Genomic DNA, 14,270 nt, shown 5'->3' with positions numbered 1-14,270 from the left:
AGTAGTATCGGACAAACTTCACACCACACGACCCCGAGGAATCATGGACAGCGATAAACCCGGGCCGGACACGGCTCCCCGCACTACGGCTACTACGTGCGAGGCGGTGTCCGGCGAATGAGCGTTCTGCTCACTCTTCTGCTCGGCCTGCTCGTCGTTTTCCTCATCACCGTCGCGACCGGCTACTTCGTAGCCCAGGAATTCGCGTACATGACCGTCGACCGGTCCCGTCTCAAGGCTCGCGCCGAGGCCGGCGACGCCGTCGCCGCTCGCACCTTGACCGTCACCAAGCGCACGTCGTTCATGCTGTCCGGTGCACAGTTGGGCATCACGGTCACCGGCCTGTTGGTCGGCTACGTGGCCGAACCGCTGATCGGTCAGTCCTTCGGCGCGATGCTGGGCGGGGTCGGAGTTCCGACGGCAGTCGGTGTCGGCCTGGGTGCTGTTCTCGCGATCACGTTCGCGACGTTCGTGCAGATGCTCTTCGGCGAGCTGTTTCCCAAGAACTTCGCCATCGCTCGTCCCGAGCCGGTGGCCCGATGGCTGTCGCTCTCGACGACCATCTACCTCAAGCTCTTCGGCTGGTTGATCACCATCTTCGATCAGTCGTCCAACCTGTTGCTCAAGGCGCTCAAGATCGAGCCGGTGCACGACGTGGAGCATTCGGCCAGCCTGCGCGACCTCGAGCACATCGTCTCGGACTCACGCGAGACCGGCGATCTGCCCGACGAGTTGTCGACGCTGCTCGATCGCATCCTCGACTTTCCTACTCGCACAGTCGAACACGCGATGATTCCGCGTTCACGTTCGGCGACGGTTCGCGATACCGACACCCTCGCCGAGGTCGCGGCCCTGATGGGCCAGGAACACTCTCGGTACCCGGTGCTCGACGACGACGACGGCATCGTCGGCGTTGTCCATCTCGCGGACGTACTGGCCGCGACGGTGCCGGGCTCCACGCCGATCTCGGAGCTCACGCGTGACGCGTTGATCCTTCCGGAGATCCAGAGCCTGCCCGACGCGATGCGCGAGTTGCGCTCGACGAAGAACCAATTGGCTTGCGTCATCGACGAATACGGCGGTCTGACCGGCGTCATCACGATCGAGGACCTGGCCGAGGAACTGGTCGGCGAGATCACCGACGAGCACGACGACGACCTGTCCGATCCGAGTCCGGTCAGTGCCGACGACGGTAGTTGGACCATGGCCGGTGAAGTGCACATCGACGAGGTCGAACGCTCCATCGGTATCGATCTGCCCGAGGGCGATTACGAGACCATCGCCGGTTTCGCCATCGCGCACAACGGATCTCTGCCGGACATCGGTGAACGTATCGAAGTGGACCTACCACCGGACAACGCCGATCTGGCGAACGACGAGGAGAGCCCCGTTCGCTTCGTGATCCTCGAGATCGAGGAGATCGACAGCCACGTCCCGTCTCTGCTGACCCTGACGCTCGGCGAGCGTGACCCCGAGCACGACGACGAGTCGGCCGAGACGAAGGAAAGTGTGCACCGATGAGCAACATCTGGGTTTTCCTGGCCGTCACGATCGGCCTCATCGCTGCCAGTGCTTTCTTCGTGGCCGTCGAGTTCGCGCTGTTGGCCGCCAAACGTCATCGACTCGAAGACGCCGCTCCCAATTCACGGGCAGCGCGGGCAGCGCTGCGCAGTTCGTCCGAGCTGACCGTCCTGCTCGCCGGCTCCCAGCTGGGCATCACCGTCTGCACCCTCGGCCTCGGTGCGACGACCAAGCCGGCCGTGCACTACTGGCTCACGCCTCTGTTCGAGAGCGGCGGCCTGCCGTACTGGTTCGCCGACGTCCTCGGCTTCGTGCTCGCGCTGATCGTCGTCACCTTCCTGCACCTGGTGGTCGGTGAGATGGCTCCGAAGTCCTGGGCCATCGCCCATCCGGAGAAGTCGGCAACGATGCTCGCAATTCCTATGCGCGGGTTCATGTTTGTCACCCGCCCGGTTCTGACGGCACTGAACAACATGGCCAACTGGTGCCTGCGTCGGGTCGGCGTCGAGCCGGCCGACACCGTGGGTACGGGCCAGAACGCCGACGATCTTCGCCAGTTGGTGGAGCACTCGGTGAATGTCGGTGCTCTCGACGCCAGCTACCAGGCGCAGATCTCGAGTGCGCTCGAACTGCAGGAACTGACGGTCGGCGACCTGGTGCGCCAGTTCGGCAAGCCGACGTCGGTGCCGTCGACGGCGACCATCGACGACGTGCGTGAGGCGTCGCGTCGTTCGGGGCATCTGCGGATCCTGGTCAGCGACGCCGACGTGGTCAAGGGAGTGGTGCATGTGCGCGATACGTTGACCGCTCCGCAGACCCTCGCGGAGATCACGCGTCCGGCGTACACACTCGAGGCGACGACTCCGGTGTACGTTGCCCTGCAGTCGATGCGCGAGACCCGGCACCACTTGGCTCTGGTGGTGGACGGTTCGGCGGCGGCGGACGATCCGGCGCGCAGCGTCGGTGTCGTGACCCTGTCCGACGTGCTGACACGACTGTTGCCTCAACCCGTCTGACTCGGAGGGTTTCGAACCAAGCATCCCCGCCCGGCCTGCGCGGCCGAGCGGGGATGCTTTCGTCGTATCGGACCCGAGAACTCAGATCGGGGCGACGACCAACAGGTGTGCCCAGTACGACGCGACGTCGTGGCCGAGTTGGGGGAGCAGAACGTCGTAGAGCAGGTAGGACATCATTGCCGTCGAACTCCTTGTTCAGCGGGCCGTTGCCGGCCCGCGTTCCGAGACTGTGGGTGACCGAGAGTGTCGGTCAGTGAGACTGTAGATCACGCGGACCCCCGTGACATCCATATCGCCCACTCGTGTCCGCCCCCGTGGCGTACGTCAGCCGATGCAGCCCTGCAAGGTGGTGAAGCTGCCGGCAATGCCGGCACCGTTGCACACCGCACCGGTCGGGGTGAGCGTGATGGTCGAGCCCGGCGCTGCCACTGCGATCGAGAGCCCGAGGCCGGCTGCGGTGTTCTGTGCGACGGCACCCGGGCCGAACGCGATGGCTGCAGGCGCGCCGCCGAAACTGCCGTTGGCGACGGCAGTTCCACCGCTCAGTCCGAGTGCAAGCGCGGCTGCGTTGTTCATGGCCTCGGCCGAGCCCCAACCCTCCAGCCCGAAGCCGGCCGCCGCGCTCGCGACGTCGGCGGAGCTGTCGCACTGCGATCCTCCGTCGATCGTGGCGACATCGACCCCGCCGGGTGCTGTGGTGCAGGCGACCGGCGCGGCCGATGCGGTGCCGGGTACCAGTGCCGCGAACGCACAGGCGAATCCGAATGCTGCTGCGCCGCCGACAATTCTCTTGGTGTGGAACATGGTGAATGCCTCCCGAGATCGGTGCGTCGGCACCGGTGTGCCGATCGTGTCGGTCGCCGGGCAACCGTGCTCGGGACCCGACTCCCTTCGTCCGAGTGTTACCCCGTTGCAACGCCGTCAGAGGTCATCGGAATCACGAATCCATCTCGGTAGCATAACGCCGAGATAACGCCCCGGATGATCAACGAGCGTCGTGCTCGGCGCGCGACTCGAGAACGGTCGGCATCGATCCCTCGATCAATTTGATGAGGTCGGTCAATCGGGTACCGACGTCGCGTCCGAGTGGGGTGAGGCTGTACTCGACCTTCGGCGGAATGGTTTCGAGCACGGTACGCACGATGAGGCCGTCGCGTTCGAGAGTCTGCAAGGTCTGCGAGAGCATGCGTTCGCTCACGCCGTCGACGCGTCGGCGCAGAGCGTTGAATCGATAGTCGCCTTCGGTGAGCGCGGCGAGTGCGAGGACGCCCCACCTGCTGGTCGCGTTCTGCAAGGTCTGTCTCGACGCGCAGTCCCGCGCGAAGACGGACGCTTCGAGTGACACGGCGGGTTCGGGCATACCGCCATGCTAGCGCATGTGGAAACAGAAGCAGTGATTGCTCTGCTTGCACTGCACGAAAAGTAAGTGCATAGTGGTGCGGAACTTGAAACCTCAACCTCAGGAGCTCGATCATGACCACAGCGGTAACCGGAGCAACGGGCAACCTCGGCGGACTCGTCGTCGACGCACTCATCGAACGCGGTCTCTCGCCCGCAGACATCGTGGCGGTCGTACGCGACGCGGACAAGGCGTCGACGCTCGCCGAACGCGGTGTGGTGGTGCGCGTAGCCGACTACTCCGATTCGGCCGCCCTGACGACTGCGTTCGCGGGCGTGGACAAGCTGCTGCTGGTCTCGGGTTCGGAGGTCGGGCAGCGAATTGCGCAGCACACCAACGTCATCGACGCAGCGGAGGCAGCGGGGGTGGGTCTCGTCGCGTACACGAGCCTGCTCGCCGCCGACACCTCCGGCATCAGCCTCGCGCCCGAGCACAAGGCCACCGAGGAGCGGCTGACGGCCTCGCCGATCCCCGCTGTGTTTCTGCGCAACGGCTGGTACTGGGAGAACTACCTCGGCTCCCTCGCGCAGACCATCGAGGGCGGAGTGCTCCTCGGCGCGGCAGGCAACGGCAAGCTCGCCGCCGCGTCTCGCGTCGACTTCGCCGCCGCGGCCGCCGCCGTGCTGACACTCGACGATCAGGGCGGAAAGATCTACGAGCTCGGCGGCGACGAACGCCTCACCTACGCCGAGCTTGCCGCCGTCATCAGCGAGATCTCCGGCAAGTCGATCGCCTACAAGGACGTCGCCGAGTCCGAGTACGCCGCGATTCTCCAGGGCGCAGGACTGCCCGACTTCGTGGCAACGATGTTGGCCAGCGCGGACGCCGGCATTTCTCGCGGCGAACTCGACACCGATTCCGGAGACCTGCAGTCCCTGATCGGTCGCGCATCCACCCCGGTGGCAGACGTGCTTCGCGCTGCGGTATGACGGGCATCGGGGGCGGTACTTGTACCGTGGGCGCGGTGAATCACTCCTACACCCGCACCATGTTCCTGGCCGCCTCCGCCTCGCTCGCCCTGTTGGCGGGAGCCTGCAGTTCGGATGCGGACTCCTCGTCCCCGGCGACCTCCACTCCGTCGGCCTCGGCGTCGGCAAGCACCGGTGCCACAGCCGCGAGCACCTGCCCCACCGCGGAACCCGACGCCGCTGCCACACCAGACTGGACGCTGGACGGAGACACCGGCAGCATCGCCGTCGTCGGATCTACGGAGACGGCAGCACCCTCGGTCACCGTCGAAGCACCGTTCAGCGTCGCGGAGACACAGGTGGAGACCCTGGCCGAGGGAGACGGACCGGTCGTTGCAGCCGACGCCGAGGTCTCCGTCTGCTACATGGGCGTCAACGGACGCAACGGGGAAACCTTCGACAGCAGCTTCGACCGGGGTGCACCGGTCGAGTTCCCGCTCGACGGAGTCGTCGCGGGATTCCAGAAGGCCATCGCCGGGCAGACTGTCGGCTCGACCGTCGCCGTTGCTGCGACCGCGGCGGACGGCTACCCGAGCGGTCAGCCGCAGGCAGGAATCGAACCGGGAGACAGCTTGATCTTCGCTATCTCGATCCTGTCCGCGAGCTGAGTGCCTCCAGCAGTGGTGCGGCTCTGTCTCTGGGTCGTTCCGCGGGCTCCACTCCCGCGTGCCCCAGGGGGGGCACCCAACCGCACCACTGCGGCTCCGCCGCACTACACCGTCGAGAGCTGCTGAATCGTTGTCGCGCCGCCCGGGGTGGGCGTCGTGGTGATGAAGTTCGAGTCGTAACCCAACGATTCGACGACACCGCGGATCTCACGGAACTGCTCGACGCTGACGTCGGGCGTGCGCTTGAGTACGAATCCGGACGTGCGGGTGGGGCTTCCGACGAATGCCCACGAGTAGTCGTCGGCGATGTAGGCCACGATGTAGTTGGTCGGCCCCTCCTGGCTCTCCTGCGTGGGGACGCCCGGGAAGCTCACGTGCAGTTGGGCATTGGTGACGGTGTCGTTGACTCGTGCGTTACCGACGATGCGGTTCTCCTGGCCGGTCCAGGTGGTGCAGGTGTTCTCGACGCGAATGTTGGACTCGTCGATCATCTGGTAGTTCGCCTGCGTGTCACGAGCACAGATCAGGTTGAAGGGCTGCGGCACGGCGGCAACCTGGTTCCAGGTGCCCAGGTAGCGCTCGACATCGAGTGACGGGATCGGAGCCAGTGGCTCGAGGCCGACCGATCCCAGGGGGCCGACCGGCTGCGCCTGAGCCGGGGCCGCGGTCAGCAGTGCACCAGCGGCGAGGGCACCGACGAGTGCGGTGCGGCCGAATGCGTTGCGGATCTTCATGTGTTCGCTCCTTGGGTTGCGGATGTGTTCTTGCTCGAGTCGATCCTGTTCGGCCACCAGATCCCCGGGCCGATGAGGGTGAACAGGGCGGGAATCACCACGGTGCGTACGACGAAGGTATCGAGCAGAATACCGAGTCCGACGATGATGCCGAGTTGGGTCAGAGTGATCAGCGGGAGGACGCCGAGCACGCAGAACACGGCAGCCAGAACGATTCCCGCGCTCGTGATGACACCTCCGGTAGCCGACACTGCCCGCACGATAGCTGATCTGGTGCCGTGCCGAGGCGTCTCCTCGCGGGTGCGTGTGACCAAGAAAATGGTGTAGTCCACGCCGAGGGCAACGAGGAACAGGAACGCGAACAGCGGAGTGTTGTCGTCGAGGGCCGGAAATCCGAAGATGTGCAGGCTCACCCAGCTACCGATCCCGATCGCGGCCACTGCGCTCAATACCGTTGTGGCAACCAGGATCACGGGTGCGACGAGGGCGCGCAGCAGTACCAGGAGGACGGCGAGCACGACCGCGAGGATGGCGGGAATGACCACGAGGCGATCGCGAGCCGCCGCGTCCGTCGTGTCGAGCGCCTTGGCGTCGCTGCCACCTACCTGTGCCTGGTCCACGCCGCTGAGTGCGCCGCGGATGTTCTCGACCACGGTGAACGACTCGTCCGATGCGGGAGCTGCGTCGGTGACGACCGAGAGGCGAGTGAGTCCGGTGTCCGAATCTGCGACGCGGTCGACCGAGACGACTCCGTCGATCCCCTCCACTGTGCTGATGACCCCGTCGATGTCAGCGGTGGGGGCCAGGACCGTCATCGGATCGGCCGATCCGGCCGGGAAGTGCTGCGAGAGAGTGTCGAAGCCTTCGACGGATTCGGCGGTCACGCGGAACTGTTCGGTTTGAGAGAGTCCGATCTGTGTCCCGAACAATGCTGCGCAGCACGCCAGTAGCGCAACGATGGTGACCGAGGCCGTCGCTACGGGGCGTCGAGAGACGCCCGCCGCGATCGAGTGCCAGACGCCCTCCGTTGTGGTGTCCCGGTCCGATTCCTTGGGAACGAAGGGCCAGAACAGTTTCGGGCCGCAGAGTGCCAGGAGCGGCGGCAGTACGAACAGTACGAAGACCGCTGCGACGACGAGCCCGGCCGCGGCCAGAGCGCCCAGGCTGCGGGTGCTCGGCAGTATCGCCAATAGCAGCGTGAGCAGCGCCAGTACGACGGTGGCGTTGCTGGCGAGGATGGCAGGCCCGGCCTGGCGGACGGCGTGGCGGAGGGCGAGCCGATGATCGGGCTCGCGCCGCAGTTCCTCGCGGTACCGAGAGATCAGCAGCAGCGCATAGTTGGTGCCGGCACCGAAGACCAGCACGCTGGTGATTCCCGACGTGGACCCGTCGAAGGACAGGCCGGTGACCTCGGCCAGGGCGGTGCCGACGGTGGTGGCGAAACGGTCGGCGAATCCGATGACGGCCAGCGGCACCAACCACAGGATGGGTGACCGATAGGTGACGATGAGCAGGACGGCCACCACGAGTGCGGTGACGGCGAGAAGAGTGAAGTTGGCCCCGGAGAACGAGTTCGCGATGTCGGCACCGAAGGCGGGTCCGCCGGTGACCTGAGCGCGCAGCTCCGGTGCGAGGCCGTCGGTCGCGGCCGACCGCAGTTCGGTGATCAGTTCGTTCAGCGTGAATCCCGACAGCTCGGAATCGACTTGGACCAGCGCAATCGCAGCTTTGCCGTCGGGTGCGACGATCGGGGGCGGTCCGGGCTCGTCCGGTACGGAACGATCGACGGCGAGCAGCCGGCTCTGTGCGGCAGCTGCTCCTTCGATGTCCGCCGGTGTGAGGTCACCGCCGTCGACGCGGCTCAGTACCAGAATCACCGGGGCGGAGTCGGAGTCCGGAAACTGAGAGAGCAGCTCGTTCACCTGGAAGGACTCGGCCGACGTCGGCAACGAGTTCGGTGATTGATCGGCGGAGTCGTTGCTGCCGACCAGCCCCATGACGGCGATGGAGAGAACGAGGATGGCGAGCGCGATCGCCCACGATCTACGGTGCGTCACGGCTGCGGCGACGCGGTCCAAGGCGGCGGGGTTCTCGGTTCGGGTGCTGTCCACGTTCCAAACAATCTCATTTACTTAGATATTAAGCAACTGAATCTGTTGTGGGCAGTACTCTGACGTTGACCGTAGCGAAGGAGTTACCACCGACATGGCCGACCGAGACCACCTCGAATCCGCGATCTCTGCGGATCTACGAGCGCTGTCGTCGGTCTCCGAACAGATCGGCCAAGTGTTCGGGGCTCTACACAGCCTGCGCCCCAACGATTTTCGAGCACTGCTACATGTGATGGTCGCCGATGTCGAGGGTGCGCCGTTGACGGCGGGCGAACTGGGCACCATGTTGGGACTGTCGTCCGCGGCGATGACCTACCTCGTCGAGCGCATGATCGCGTCGGGGCACATCCGTCGCGAATCCGACGCGTCCGATCGACGCAAAGTCATTCTGCGCTACGACGAGCACGGGATGGAGGTTGCTCGCGGGTTCTTCGGACCCCTCGGCAGGCGCACCAGCGCTGCGTTGGCGGACCTCCCCGATACGGATCTCGCCGCCGCGCATCGAGTGTTCGAAGCACTCATCGGTGCTATGCGCGAACACCACGCCGACCTGGGTGACAGCACTCGCGCATAGTGCGTGCGCCCGGGCGCAGTGTTCGAACTGCTGGTGGGCGGCCTCCTCGATCCGATGCTGGACGCCGAGCGTGCGAGTGACGTAGGGTTGTCCCTGGTTGAGCTAACAGCCGGTCACGGGGAAACGCAGCGAAGTCGGCGTCCGGGTCAGGCAACAATTCTGCTCCCGCTGCGTCAATCGGTTTCCCCTTCAGTTCGACCGATCGATGGGATCTGCCATGAGTGTTGAATCTTCAGGCAACAAAGTTCGAACCACCCCGGTGACCGTCGCGGAGAAGTCCGTGTCGGTCGCAGCAACCGGAGCAATCTTCACCGCGCACGACGGCCCCGACGGTTCACTCGTCGTCGCCGTCCACGGCGACATCGACATGCGCAGCGCGCCGATGTTCTCCGATTTCGTCTGCAGCCGCGTGTCCAGCAAACGGCATGTCACTCTCGATCTGTCCAATGTCGAATTCTTCGGCATCGCAGGTCTCACCGTCTTCGATGCAGTCCGTGAGTACACGGCCGGTATCGGTGCATCATGGTCGATCGTCGCAGGACGCTCGGTCTCACGTCTGATCCAGGTCGCCGACCTCGAGTCCACGATTCCGACGGCTCGTCCTTCGACCGACCAGTAGAACTCCGGCGATCATCGCCGCGACAAGAGGTGGGCAGCTCCAGTACAGGGGCTGCCCACTGTTCGTTCGGTCCCTCACAGAAACGGACGACCCTGCCCGACGGGGTGGCCGGGGCGCAGGATCGTCCGTGAGTGTTTCCGTACGGGCGAACTAGTCCTTGGTTCCTTCGGAATCGCTGAAGAACGCCCACTCGCCGTCGTGCTCGACCTCGAGTCGCCACCCCAACTCCTCGTTGTCGGAACGGCTGTCCTTGAACCACGCGTGCGCGTCCTCTGAACTGGAGATGTCCTTGGTGTCGACGACGGTTCCGTGCGGATCGATAACTCTGTAATTTGCCATGACGTCGGGATGCCCCGATGCCGCGCAACCTAATCCACACGGAAGCGTCGAGGCGTGTGCGGCGGCCGGCCCACTACGTGCGGGATAGCACCGATCGAGCGAAGAACACCAGGTTCGCCGGACGCTCGGCCAGTCTGCGCATGAAGTAGCCGTACCACTGCGATCCGTACGGGACGTACACGCGAACGTGTTGTCCGGCGTCCACCAGTCGCCGCTGCTCGGGATCGCGGATTCCGTACAGCATCTGGAATTCGAACTCCTCGGACGACCGTCCTGCAGCCGACGCGAGACGTTCTGCCGCCTCGATCATCTCCGGATCGTGTGAGGCCACCATCGGGTAGCCGCGGCCGTTCATCAGCACCTGCAGGCACCGGAGGTAGGAGTCGGACACCTCCCGTGCACCTTGAAACGCTACCGACGACGGTTCGTTGTACGCCCCCTTGCACAGTCGGATACGAGATCTCGGCCCGGACAGGTCCCGGCAGTCGGCCTCCGTTCGTCGCAGGTACGCCTGCAGCACCGTACCCAGGTCGGGGAAGTCCACGCGCAGTTCGCGGACGATCGACAGGGTCGAATCGGTGGTGGTGTGGTCCTCGGCATCCACCGTCACCCACACCCCGGCCGCGGCGGCAGCAGTGCAGATCGTCCGTGCGTTCTCGAGTGCCAGAGTCCGGTCGATTCCCTGGCCGAGCGCGGACAGTTTCAGCGAGATCTCCAGTGCTGTCGCATCGGCGTCACGCGTCGAAAAGCGTTGTATCAGTGACAGATACGCGTCCACGGTTGCTGTCGCCTGAGCTCGATCGGTGGTGTCCTCACCGAGATAGTCCACCGAGACGAACCGGCCCGACGCCAGCAGGGCGTCGACTGCGCTGACGGCTGCGGGCTCGGATTCGCCCGCGACGAAGCGGTCGACGAGGGATCGGGTGGCGCGCAGCCGCGTCACCGTCGCCTGCAGTTTCGGTGAACGCGCCGCCGCCAGCAGTGCCGGCCGCAGCGGATTGCTCAGCAGAGTGGTCATCGCGTGCCCTCACCTTCCTGATGCGGGTAGCCGTGCGTGGTCGGCGGTACGAACGTTTCCTTCACGGTGCGGGCCGAGGCCCAGCGCAGCAGATTCTGCGGTGAACCCGCCTTGTCGTTGGTGCCCGACGCGCGGGCTCCGCCGAACGGTTGCTGCCCCACCACTGCGCCGGTCGGCTTGTCGTTGACGTAGAAGTTTCCGGCGGCGAATCGCAATGCCGCATGTGCCTGTTCGACGGCGGTGCGATCGGTGGCGATGACCGCTCCGGTCAATGCGTACTTCGATCCGGAGTCGACGGTGCGCAGGGTCTCGGCATAGGCGTCGGGCCTGCTGTCGTCGTACACGTGGACGGCGAGGATGGGGCCGAAGTACTCGGTGGTGAACACCTCGTCGGTCGGGTCGTCGCCGAGAAGGACGGTGGGAGAGACGAAGTACCCCTCCGAGTCGTCGCAGGTACCACCGGCGGCAATGGTCAGGCTCGAGACGGACTTCGCCCGATCGAGAGCAGCTGCGTTGCGGTCGAACGCCTTTCGGTCGATGACGGCTCCGCCGTAGTTGGACAGGTCGGTCACGTCGCCGTACTTCAGAGCCGAGACCTGCTCGATGAACGTATCGCCCATCGAGGCCCACAGCGATTTCGGTACGAACGCCCTCGACGCTGCCGAGCACTTCTGTCCCTGGAAGTCGAACGCGCCGCGAATCATGGCCGTGGTCAGCACATCCGGGTCGGCCGAGCTGTGCGCGACGATGAAGTCCTTGCCGCCGGTCTCGCCCACGAGCCGTGGGTACGAGTGGTAGTTCGAGATGTTGTTGCCCACCTCGCGCCAGAGCGTCTGGAACGTCGCGGTGGATCCGGTGAAGTGGATTCCGGCCAGCCGCGGATCGGCGAGGGCCACCTCGGACACCATCGGCCCGTCGCCGAGAACGAGGTTGATCACCCCTGGTGGCAGCCCTGCGGCTTCGAGCAGCTGGAGCGTCAGATACGCGGCCACTGCCTGAGTGGGGGAGGGCTTCCACAGCACGGTGTTGCCCATCAAGGCCGGCGCGGTGGGGAGGTTGCCTGCGATGGCGGTGAAGTTGAACGGGGTGATGGCGTAGACGAAGCCCTCGAGCGGACGGTATTCGACGCGGTTCCACACTCCCGGAGCCGAGACCGGCTGGTCGGCGAGGATCTGCCGAGCGAATGCGACGTTGAAACGCCAGAAGTCGATGAGCTCGCAGGGCGCGTCGATCTCCGCCTGATAGGCCGACTTCGACTGTCCGAGCATCGTTGCAGCAGCGATTCTTTCGCGCCACGGACCGGACAGCAGATCGGCGGCGCGCAGGAACACTGCGGCTCGCTCGTCGAAGGGGAGATCGCGCCACGCGGGGGCGGCGGCAGTGGCGGCGTCGATGGCGTCACGCACATCCTGATGGGTGGCCCCGGTGAAGCTGCCGATGATCGACGAGTGCTTGTGCGGCTCGACGACGTTCTCGACCGGACCGTCGGCAACGCGGTGGACACCGCCGATGACCTGGTGGATCTCGACGGGCGAGGTCCGGAGCTCGGTCAGGCTGGTCCGGAGGCGAGCGCGTTCCGGGCTCCCCGGGGCGTAGGTGTTGACCGGCTCGTTGGTGGGGGTGGGGACGGATGTGACGGCGTCCATGGGTGCTCCTCGTCTTCGGTGTGTGCTGTTCATTGAAGACCGATCCGCACGTCGTTCAATCAGCCGGTCGGCCAAAGAATTCGTGATGTACTTGTCCGTATGGCCAACACTGTGTCGCTGCGATCGTTGCTGACCTCACTGCACAGCGCCGTCGTCGAGCTCGTGGTGGCGCCGGTGGGAATGGACATGGCCGTGGAGTCCGTCGCGCTGCTCGACGCCGACGACCTGCGGTCACCTCCGGGAACATCCGCTGATCTGGCGCTGCTGGTGGGCGTGACCGAGGCCGATGTGATGCGGTGGTTCGACGATGTCGCGTTGCGCCCGGTCGCAGACCGACCGCGTGCGGTGCTGACCAAAGTCGCCGCCTCGACTGCGCTGTCCCACGGTGCGCGAGAGACAGGCATCGCGCTGGTTGCGGTGCACCAGCAGACACGGTGGGACCTGTTGCTGTCGATGATGCGTGGAGTCCTCGACCAGGTCCGGGCCCAGAGCCCCGACGACGGACTGTTCGGTGCCGACACCGACCTGTACGAACTCGCGCAGACGGTGGCGTCGCTGACGAAGGGCATGGTGAGCATCGAGGACGAGCGCTCGCACGTGCTGGCCTATTCGGCATCCGACGACGCGGCCGACGAACTACGCACCCTGTCGATACTCGGGCGAGAAGGTCCGGCGGACTATCTGCGCAGATTGCACGAGCGCGGCGTGTTCGATCGACTCCGCCGCACCGACGACGTCATCGACGTACCCGCGGATCCCGAACTGGTGATTCGTCGACGCCTCGCGGTGGGGATTCGTCGGATGGCCGGCAGGAGTGGAGCCGGCGGAACGACCGTTTCGATCGGCCCGACGACCCTCGGAACGATCTGGGTGCAGGAGGGTTCCGCCCCGCTCGCCGCCGACGCCGACGCAGTACTGCGTGGTGCCTCCGCAGTTGCAGCCCGACTGATCACCCGCATCGCGAATGCCCCCACCAACGAGGCCCTGCAGATTCAGCGCCTGCTGGGGGCCAGGGGCGGCGGTGTCGACGTCCCGTCGCTGGCATCGGCGCTGTCGATACCCACCACGGGATCTGCAGCGGTCGTCGGATTCGCTGCCTGCGGGGAGTTCGAGATCAGCTCCTTGGCCCCGGCTATTCGATTGCACGCCAGTGCTTTCCGCCGAGATTCGTTGGTCACGATCATCGGTGAGAGAATCTACGCACTGTTTCCCGGGGTGGCGTCGGGCACGGGTATCGCGGCGTGGACCGCCGATGCCGTGGGCCGGATCGAGACGCGCACCTCGCTGGCGCTGCGCGCCGCGGTCGCCGCACCGATCGCCGACCTCGACGGGGTGGCGGTGGCCCGATTCGAAGTCGACCGAGTACTCGACGGCACCACCGGCGAGGTACGCGTCACGACGCTGGAGGAGTCGAGAACCTCTGTGTTGCTGGGCGAAATCCTGGAACTGATCGCCAATCACGAACAGCTCCGAGACCCGCGGATCGCCGCCCTCGACCGATACGACGCCACGAACCACTCGAGAATGCGCGAGAGTCTCGAGACGTATCTGGAGTGTTTCGGCGACGTTCGGGCCGGTGCCGAGCGACTGCACATTCACCCGAACACCCTGCGCTACCGTATTCGCCGCGTCGAGCAGATCCTGGAGCTCGACCTGACCGATTCCGACGCACGCCTACTGGTGGAAATACAGCTGCGGATGTAAGAGGGCCTGCGGC

General features: G+C 65.5%; 14 protein-coding genes. 7 read left to right on the top strand and 7 right to left on the bottom strand.

Features of this window, described 5'->3' with window-relative positions; genetic code table 11:
• Nucleotides 1-117 precede the first annotated feature (117 nt).
• Complete coding sequence (locus MTX35_RS05065) at nt 118-1,521, top strand: hemolysin family protein (protein WP_243593915.1); 1,404 nt, start codon at nt 118-120, stop codon at nt 1,519-1,521.
• Nucleotides 1,518-2,537 (top strand): hemolysin family protein, encoded by a 1,020-nt coding sequence (locus MTX35_RS05060; protein WP_243593914.1) that lies wholly within the window; start codon nt 1,518-1,520, stop codon nt 2,535-2,537. Before MTX35_RS05065 ends, MTX35_RS05060 begins: the two co-directional genes overlap by 4 nt.
• A 324-nt stretch (nt 2,538-2,861) precedes the next feature.
• Here the strand turns inward: MTX35_RS05060 and MTX35_RS05055 are convergent, their stop codons facing one another.
• Both MTX35_RS05055 and MTX35_RS05050 read right to left on the bottom strand, forming a co-directional pair.
• Nucleotides 2,862-3,341, bottom strand: coding sequence for a DUF6764 family protein (locus tag MTX35_RS05055; protein WP_243593913.1), 480 nt, complete (start codon nt 3,339-3,341; stop codon nt 2,862-2,864).
• 181 nt (nt 3,342-3,522) lie between these two features.
• Nucleotides 3,523-3,897, bottom strand: coding sequence for a helix-turn-helix domain-containing protein (locus MTX35_RS05050; protein WP_243593912.1), 375 nt, complete (start codon nt 3,895-3,897; stop codon nt 3,523-3,525).
• 113 nt (nt 3,898-4,010) lie between these two features.
• Here MTX35_RS05050 and MTX35_RS05045 point away from each other — a divergent pair, with 113 nt between their 5' ends.
• Nucleotides 4,011-4,865 carry an SDR family oxidoreductase gene (locus tag MTX35_RS05045; protein ID WP_243593911.1) on the top strand — a complete coding sequence of 285 codons (855 nt, stop codon included), beginning with the start codon at nt 4,011-4,013 and terminating at the stop codon, nt 4,863-4,865.
• 59 nt (nt 4,866-4,924) lie between these two features.
• The gene (locus MTX35_RS05040) at nt 4,925-5,512 is read left to right on the top strand and encodes an FKBP-type peptidyl-prolyl cis-trans isomerase (protein WP_243593976.1); all 588 of its coding nucleotides are present in this window, start codon (nt 4,925-4,927) and stop codon (nt 5,510-5,512) included.
• A 104-nt stretch (nt 5,513-5,616) separates the two neighbouring features.
• Here MTX35_RS05040 and MTX35_RS05035 read toward each other — a convergent pair whose 3' ends face one another.
• Both MTX35_RS05035 and MTX35_RS05030 read right to left on the bottom strand, forming a co-directional pair.
• Complete coding sequence (locus MTX35_RS05035; protein WP_243593910.1) at nt 5,617-6,246, bottom strand: lipocalin family protein; 630 nt, start codon at nt 6,244-6,246, stop codon at nt 5,617-5,619.
• Nucleotides 6,243-8,243 (bottom strand): MMPL family transporter, encoded by a 2,001-nt coding sequence (locus tag MTX35_RS05030; protein WP_243593975.1) that lies wholly within the window; start codon nt 8,241-8,243, stop codon nt 6,243-6,245. The genes MTX35_RS05035 and MTX35_RS05030 overlap by 4 nt, the downstream gene beginning before the upstream one ends.
• A 208-nt stretch (nt 8,244-8,451) precedes the next feature.
• Between MTX35_RS05030 and MTX35_RS05025 the strand changes: the two genes are divergently transcribed.
• Nucleotides 8,452-8,931: a MarR family winged helix-turn-helix transcriptional regulator gene (locus MTX35_RS05025; RefSeq protein ID WP_243593909.1), complete on the top strand. Its 480-nt coding sequence runs from the start codon at nt 8,452-8,454 to the stop codon at nt 8,929-8,931.
• Nucleotides 8,932-9,148: 217 nt separating this feature from the next.
• Nucleotides 9,149-9,550 (top strand): STAS domain-containing protein, encoded by a 402-nt coding sequence (locus tag MTX35_RS05020; RefSeq protein WP_243593908.1) that lies wholly within the window; start codon nt 9,149-9,151, stop codon nt 9,548-9,550.
• Between the two features lie 150 nt (nt 9,551-9,700).
• Here the strand turns inward: MTX35_RS05020 and MTX35_RS05015 are convergent, their stop codons facing one another.
• The 3 genes from MTX35_RS05015 to pruA all read right to left on the bottom strand — a co-directional run bounded on the left by MTX35_RS05015 (nt 9,701) and on the right by pruA (nt 12,553).
• Complete coding sequence (locus tag MTX35_RS05015; RefSeq protein ID WP_243593907.1) at nt 9,701-9,889, bottom strand: hypothetical protein; 189 nt, start codon at nt 9,887-9,889, stop codon at nt 9,701-9,703.
• A gap of 73 nt (nt 9,890-9,962) precedes the next feature.
• Nucleotides 9,963-10,907, bottom strand: coding sequence for a proline dehydrogenase family protein (locus tag MTX35_RS05010; protein ID WP_243593906.1), 945 nt, complete (start codon nt 10,905-10,907; stop codon nt 9,963-9,965).
• Complete coding sequence (pruA, locus tag MTX35_RS05005; protein ID WP_243593905.1) at nt 10,904-12,553, bottom strand: L-glutamate gamma-semialdehyde dehydrogenase; 1,650 nt, start codon at nt 12,551-12,553, stop codon at nt 10,904-10,906. The genes MTX35_RS05010 and pruA overlap by 4 nt, the downstream gene beginning before the upstream one ends.
• A gap of 99 nt (nt 12,554-12,652) precedes the next feature.
• Here pruA and MTX35_RS05000 point away from each other — a divergent pair, with 99 nt between their 5' ends.
• Nucleotides 12,653-14,257 (top strand): CdaR family transcriptional regulator, encoded by a 1,605-nt coding sequence (locus MTX35_RS05000; protein WP_243593904.1) that lies wholly within the window; start codon nt 12,653-12,655, stop codon nt 14,255-14,257.
• Nucleotides 14,258-14,270 lie beyond the last annotated feature (13 nt).

The sequence above is a fragment of the Rhodococcus sp. ARC_M12 genome (assembly GCF_022810385.1).
Lineage (GTDB): Bacteria > Actinomycetota > Actinomycetes > Mycobacteriales > Mycobacteriaceae > Rhodococcoides > Rhodococcoides navarretei.
The sequence above is the reverse complement of the archived record's forward strand: the minus strand, read 5'-3'. Positions and strand labels throughout refer to the sequence as shown.

What these genes read in the sequence shown, in the direction of transcription:
- MTX35_RS05015 (WP_243593907.1), bottom strand. Translation starts at nt 9,889, where the DNA reads ATGGCAAATTACAGAGTTATCGATCCGCACGGAACCGTCGTCGACACC.
- MTX35_RS05035 (WP_243593910.1), bottom strand. Translation starts at nt 6,246, where the DNA reads ATGAAGATCCGCAACGCATTCGGCCGCACCGCACTCGTCGGTGCCCTC.
- MTX35_RS05060 (WP_243593914.1), top strand. Translation starts at nt 1,518, where the DNA reads ATGAGCAACATCTGGGTTTTCCTGGCCGTCACGATCGGCCTCATCGCT.
- MTX35_RS05045 (WP_243593911.1), top strand. Translation starts at nt 4,011, where the DNA reads ATGACCACAGCGGTAACCGGAGCAACGGGCAACCTCGGCGGACTCGTC.
- MTX35_RS05050 (WP_243593912.1), bottom strand. Translation starts at nt 3,897, where the DNA reads ATGCCCGAACCCGCCGTGTCACTCGAAGCGTCCGTCTTCGCGCGGGAC.
- MTX35_RS05010 (WP_243593906.1), bottom strand. Translation starts at nt 10,907, where the DNA reads ATGACCACTCTGCTGAGCAATCCGCTGCGGCCGGCACTGCTGGCGGCG.
- MTX35_RS05030 (WP_243593975.1), bottom strand. Translation starts at nt 8,243, where the DNA reads ATGGGGCTGGTCGGCAGCAACGACTCCGCCGATCAATCACCGAACTCG.
- MTX35_RS05055 (WP_243593913.1), bottom strand. Translation starts at nt 3,341, where the DNA reads ATGTTCCACACCAAGAGAATTGTCGGCGGCGCAGCAGCATTCGGATTC.
- MTX35_RS05040 (WP_243593976.1), top strand. Translation starts at nt 4,925, where the DNA reads ATGTTCCTGGCCGCCTCCGCCTCGCTCGCCCTGTTGGCGGGAGCCTGC.
- MTX35_RS05065 (WP_243593915.1), top strand. Translation starts at nt 118, where the DNA reads ATGAGCGTTCTGCTCACTCTTCTGCTCGGCCTGCTCGTCGTTTTCCTC.
- MTX35_RS05000 (WP_243593904.1), top strand. Translation starts at nt 12,653, where the DNA reads ATGGCCAACACTGTGTCGCTGCGATCGTTGCTGACCTCACTGCACAGC.
- pruA (WP_243593905.1), bottom strand. Translation starts at nt 12,553, where the DNA reads ATGGACGCCGTCACATCCGTCCCCACCCCCACCAACGAGCCGGTCAAC.
- MTX35_RS05020 (WP_243593908.1), top strand. Translation starts at nt 9,149, where the DNA reads ATGAGTGTTGAATCTTCAGGCAACAAAGTTCGAACCACCCCGGTGACC.
- MTX35_RS05025 (WP_243593909.1), top strand. Translation starts at nt 8,452, where the DNA reads ATGGCCGACCGAGACCACCTCGAATCCGCGATCTCTGCGGATCTACGA.